Origin of the sequence: Mesorhizobium sp. M0478, from assembly GCF_040321305.1 — a bacterium.
Lineage (GTDB): Bacteria > Pseudomonadota > Alphaproteobacteria > Rhizobiales > Rhizobiaceae > Mesorhizobium.
Genome location: NZ_JAMYRH010000035.1, coordinates 1 through 4,666 on the forward strand (window position 1 = coordinate 1; position 4,666 = coordinate 4,666).

4 protein-coding genes are annotated in these 4,666 nt (G+C 63.9%); 3 read left to right on the forward strand and 1 reads right to left on the reverse strand.

Annotation, left to right across the window (positions count from 1 at the left end; translation table 11 throughout):
* Positions 1-314: 314 nt before the first annotated feature.
* The 3 genes from NKI64_RS32010 to NKI64_RS32020 are packed head-to-tail and all read left to right on the forward strand — an operon-like array spanning position 315 to position 4,027.
* Positions 315-1,238 (forward strand): ABC transporter permease subunit, encoded by a 924-nt coding sequence (locus tag NKI64_RS32010; protein ID WP_023684574.1) that lies wholly within the window; start codon positions 315-317, stop codon positions 1,236-1,238.
* A 9-nt stretch (positions 1,239-1,247) separates the two neighbouring features.
* A complete protein-coding gene (locus NKI64_RS32015; RefSeq protein WP_352672073.1) occupies positions 1,248-2,375 on the forward strand; it encodes an ABC transporter permease in 1,128 nt (375 codons plus the stop codon).
* 32 nt (positions 2,376-2,407) lie between these two features.
* A complete protein-coding gene (locus tag NKI64_RS32020; RefSeq protein ID WP_352672075.1) occupies positions 2,408-4,027 on the forward strand; it encodes an ABC transporter ATP-binding protein in 1,620 nt (539 codons plus the stop codon).
* 35 nt (positions 4,028-4,062) lie between these two features.
* Here the strand turns inward: NKI64_RS32020 and NKI64_RS32025 are convergent, their stop codons facing one another.
* The gene (locus NKI64_RS32025) at positions 4,063-4,401 is read right to left on the reverse strand and encodes a hypothetical protein (protein ID WP_023684572.1); all 339 of its coding nucleotides are present in this window, start codon (positions 4,399-4,401) and stop codon (positions 4,063-4,065) included.
* Positions 4,402-4,666: the final 265 nt, after the last annotated feature.

Genomic DNA, 4,666 nt, shown 5'->3' on the forward strand with positions numbered 1-4,666 from the left:
CCCCCCCCCCCCCCCCCCCCCCCCCCCCCCCCCCCCCCCCCCCCCCCCCCCCCCCCCCCCCCCCCCCCCCCCCCCCCCCCCCCCCCCCCCCCCCCCCCCCACCACCCCCCCCCCCCCCCCCCCCCCCCCCACCCCCCCCAAACACCCCCCCCCCCCCCCCCCCCCCCCCCCTGGCGCCGCCCCGGACTGGTCGGTCATCGCACCGGTCCGAAAGTCGTGGTCGATTTTCGGCAAGCCCGGTGCGAAGATTTGGCGCCGGAGCGTGGCAATGCGTCCGCATGGACGTATGTCGCTCTGGCCGAAGCGGGGCGCCGATGCTGCGATACATCTTACGGCGGCTTCTGACCGCCATTCCGACGCTGTTCGTCATCGTGACCATGGCGTTCTTCCTGATACGCGTCGCACCGGGCGGCCCCTTCAATCAGGAGCGGGGCCTCAGTCCCGAGATCAGGGCCAATCTGGAAGCACAGTTCGGCCTCGACGATCCGCTCTGGCTGCAATATGCCCACTATCTCGGCAATCTTCTGCGCGGCAATTTCGGGCCGAGCTACAATTTGCCTGACTTCACCGTCACCGAACTGTTTGCCAAGGGGCTGCCGATATCGGTCCAGCTCGGCACCTCGGCGCTGATCCTGGCGCTGCTGCTTGGTTCGGTGCTCGGCACCATCGCCGCGCTCAACCAGAACAAGCTTGGCGACTATACGGTGATTGCGCTGGCGACCGCCGGCAGCACTATCCCCACCTTCGTCATCGCTCCTGTGATTCAGCTGGTGTTCGGATTGACCTGGAAGCTGTTGCCGATCGGCGGCTGGGGTGATGGCGCATTAATCAACAAGATCGGCCCGGTGCTGACGCTGGCCTTGCCGCAGATCGCCATCGTTGCCCGCCTGATGCGCGGGTCGATGATCGAGAGCTTGCGTTCGCATCATATCCGAACGGCGCGTGCGCTCGGCCTCTCCGACTGGTCGGTGGTGGTCAAGCACGCGCTGCGCGGCGCCATCCTGCCGATCGTTTCCTTCACCGGCCCCGCAGCCGCGGCGCTGCTCACCGGTTCGGTCATCGTCGAGACCATCTTCTCCATTCCCGGTGTCGGCCGCTATTTCGTCGATGCCGCGCTCAACCGCGACTACACGCTGGTGATGGGGACCGTGGTGGTGATCGCGCTCTTCACCATCGTCTTCAACCTGATCGTCGACGTCATGTACGCGGTCGTCGACCCGAGGGTACGCTATGACTGAGGGTGCGCTATGACTGACATCACAGCCGCCGCCGCTCCGCCGGCCGTCGTCGGCCGCTCGCTCTGGGGCGACGCATGGGCGCGCCTCAAAGCCAACCGCGCCGCCATGTTCAGCCTCTATTACCTGGCCTTCGTTGGCGTCATCAGCATCTTCGGCCCCTGGTTCGTGCCGCATCAGTACACCACCATCTATGCCGACTATGTGCGCACGCCGCCAAGCTTTTCAGCCTATCCGAAGCCCGACATGATCGAGACGGCGCTCAAGGATGCCATCAAGCGCATGCGCGTCGACATCAAGGAGTGGAAACTGGACGGCAGTCGCGTCACCGTCACCGTCACCTCGACCAAACCGATCGACGACCGCAACATCCGCTATCTTGACCGCTCCGATGCCTTCGACGATACCAAGATAGAGAGCAAATCGGCCGACGGGCTCGAATTGACTATGACTGCGTCGGTCAAACAGCAGTACTTCCTGTTCGGCACCGACAACACCGGTCGCGATCTTCTCTCGCGAACGCTGATGGCAGGGCGCATCTCGCTGGCCATCGGCCTGCTTGCCGGCATTGTCGCGGTGGTCATCGGCGTCCTCTACGGGGCGGCGGCCGGCTTTTCCGGCGGCAAGATCGACGAGGTGATGATGCGCATCGTCGACGTGCTCTATTCTTTGCCCTTCATTTTCTTTGTCATCATGCTGGTGGTGTTCTTCGGCCGCAACTTCGTGCTGATGTTCCTGGCGGTGGGAGCGGTGCTGTGGCTCGACATGGCGCGCATCGTGCGCGGCCAGGCGCTGTCGATCCGGCGGCAGGAGTATGTCCAGGCGGCCGAAGCCATGGGCGTCGGCCAGCGCGGCATCCTGCTGCGCCATGTCATCCCCAATCTGCTCGGACCAGTGGTGATCTACATGACGCTGCTGGTGCCGCAGGTCATCATCCTGGAAAGCTTTCTGTCCTTCCTCGGCCTTGGCGTGCAGGAACCGATGACCAGCTGGGGCGTGCTCATCTCCGTCGGCGCCAAGAACATCGGCACCGCCAACTGGCTGCTTTTGTTCCCCGCCTTCTTCCTCGTGTCGACGCTGTTTGCGCTGAACTTCGTCGGCGACGGCCTGCGCGATGCGCTCGATCCGAGAGACCGATAATATGGGGACCAAATAAAATGGGGACCGTTGCGATGGAAACGCCCGAAACGATCCTCAGCGTCAAGGACCTTCGCGTCCGCTTCCGCACGCTCGACGGCGCGGTCGAAGCGGTCAAGGGCATCAACATCCACGTCAAGGCAGGGGAAACCGTAGCCGTGGTCGGCGAATCCGGCTCCGGCAAGAGCCAGACCATGATGGCGGCGATGAGCCTGCTGGCGTCCAACGGCGAGGCGACGGGGCACGTCGATTATCGCGGCCGCAACCTTTTGACCATGAGCAAGCCCGACCTCAACAAGGTGCGCGGCGCCAAGATCAGCATGATCTTCCAGGAGCCGATGACCTCGCTCGATCCGCTCTATTCGATCGGCAACCAGCTGATCGAACCAATCCGCAAGCACCGCGGGCTGAACGCAGCCGAGGCACGGAACGAGGCGCTCAAGCTGCTGCGGCTTGTGCATATTCCCGATCCCGAGAGGCGGATGAAATCCTATCCGCACGAAATGTCGGGCGGCCAGCGCCAGCGCGTCATGATTGCCATGGCGCTCGCCAACGACCCCGACATCCTGATCGCCGACGAGCCGACGACGGCGCTCGACGTCACCATCCAGGCGCAGATCCTGGTGCTGCTCGCCGAATTGCAGCGCAAGCTCGGCATGGCCATCGTCTTTATCACCCACGATCTCGGCATCGTCCGGCGCTTTGCCGACCGCGTCTATGTCATGCGCTATGGCGAGGTGGTCGAGGAAGGCGAGGCGGAAGCACTTTTCGCCAACCCGCAGCATGCCTATACCAAAATGCTGCTGGCCGCCGAACCGACCGGCACCAAGGCGGCGCCGCCGCCCAGCGCTCCTGTGCTGCTGGAGGGCCGCAATGTCGAAGTGACCTTCAAGATCGGCGGCGGCTTCCTTGCCGGCGAACCGCTGCTGCTACGCGCCGTCGATCACATTTCGATCCGGCTGAAGCGCAACCAGACCATCGGTATCGTCGGCGAGTCCGGTTCGGGAAAATCGACGCTCGGCCGCGCACTTCTGCGCCTGTTGCCCAGCGACGGTGTCATCCGCTTCGGCGACCGCGACATCTCCACCGCCGACCGCCATGCGATGCGGCCGCTGCGACGTGAGATGCAACTCGTCTTCCAGGATCCGTTCGGCTCGCTGTCGCCGCGCATGACCGTCGGCCAGATCATCACCGAAGGGCTTCTGGTGCATGAGCAGAACCTGTCAGGCAAGCAACGCGATCAGCGCGCCGTCGAGGCCTTGCTCGAGGTCGGCCTCGACCCCAACGCACGCAACCGCTACCCGCACGAATTCTCCGGCGGCCAGCGCCAGCGCATCGCCATCGCGCGTGCCGTGATCCTGAAGCCCAAACTGGTGGTGCTGGACGAGCCGACTTCGGCGCTCGACCGCTCGGTGCAGAAGCAGATCGTCGAATTGCTGCGCAAGCTGCAGGCCGACCACGAACTGTCCTACCTCTTCATCAGCCACGATCTCTCCGTGGTGCGCGCCATGGCCGACTACATCATCGTCATGAGGCAGGGCAAGATCGTCGAGGAAGGCCCGACGGAAGAGATCTTCAGCAACCCGCAGGCCGCCTACACCCAGACGCTGATGGCTGCGGCGATCGATGTCACGCGCTTCAGGCTGAGTGCTTAAGGCGTGACGTTCAGCAGATAGGTAGGGCCAGTTCGCTAGCCCGCTGACCTGGGGCATCTGTTGGCCCTTGTCGCGACAATGGCCTCTTGCCGCTGCTTCAGCAGTTCGATTCTGGCCGTCTCACGCTTGGCCACTGCGCTCTTCACGCGCGTGCCGCCGAGCAGCCAGTTCGGCACGCTGGTGTTGGCGACCTTGCCGCGGGTGATGGCGGTTTGCGAGATGTCGCGCGCGGTATCGCCTACGGCGGTGTTGAGCTCGGCGCATGTCATGCTGTCGTATTTCGCCGGGTTCACCGCGCTGCCCAGCGATGAGCAGCCTGCCGCCAGGGACAAAGCGAGCAGCGCTGACAGCCGGCTTGAAATCAACAAATTCATCTTCCGCAAACCTCGTTCCGGCCGCTGTCTCGGCGGCATTCCTATTATCGAGGTAGCGCGGAAGGTTGTCGCGTCAAAACACCATGCTGACAGCGACGCCGACGCGGCCGGTTTGCATCAAGCTATCTTGTGGGTCGGGAGAACAAACACCTAAGTGTCTGTTGCCCTTCCCGAGAGATGGGTGACAGTTCATTCCGGAGACATGGGTTACACTTTCGGCCCTTTGCAAGGAGAGCAAGGTGCCTTGGAAGGAGTGTAACGTCAT

Coding starts and splice junctions, on each gene's coding strand:
- NKI64_RS32010 (WP_023684574.1), top strand. CDS start 315: ATGCTGCGATACATCTTACGGCGGCTTCTGACCGCCATTCCGACGCTG.
- NKI64_RS32015 (WP_352672073.1), top strand. CDS start 1,248: ATGACTGACATCACAGCCGCCGCCGCTCCGCCGGCCGTCGTCGGCCGC.
- NKI64_RS32020 (WP_352672075.1), top strand. CDS start 2,408: ATGGAAACGCCCGAAACGATCCTCAGCGTCAAGGACCTTCGCGTCCGC.
- NKI64_RS32025 (WP_023684572.1), bottom strand. CDS start 4,401: ATGAATTTGTTGATTTCAAGCCGGCTGTCAGCGCTGCTCGCTTTGTCC.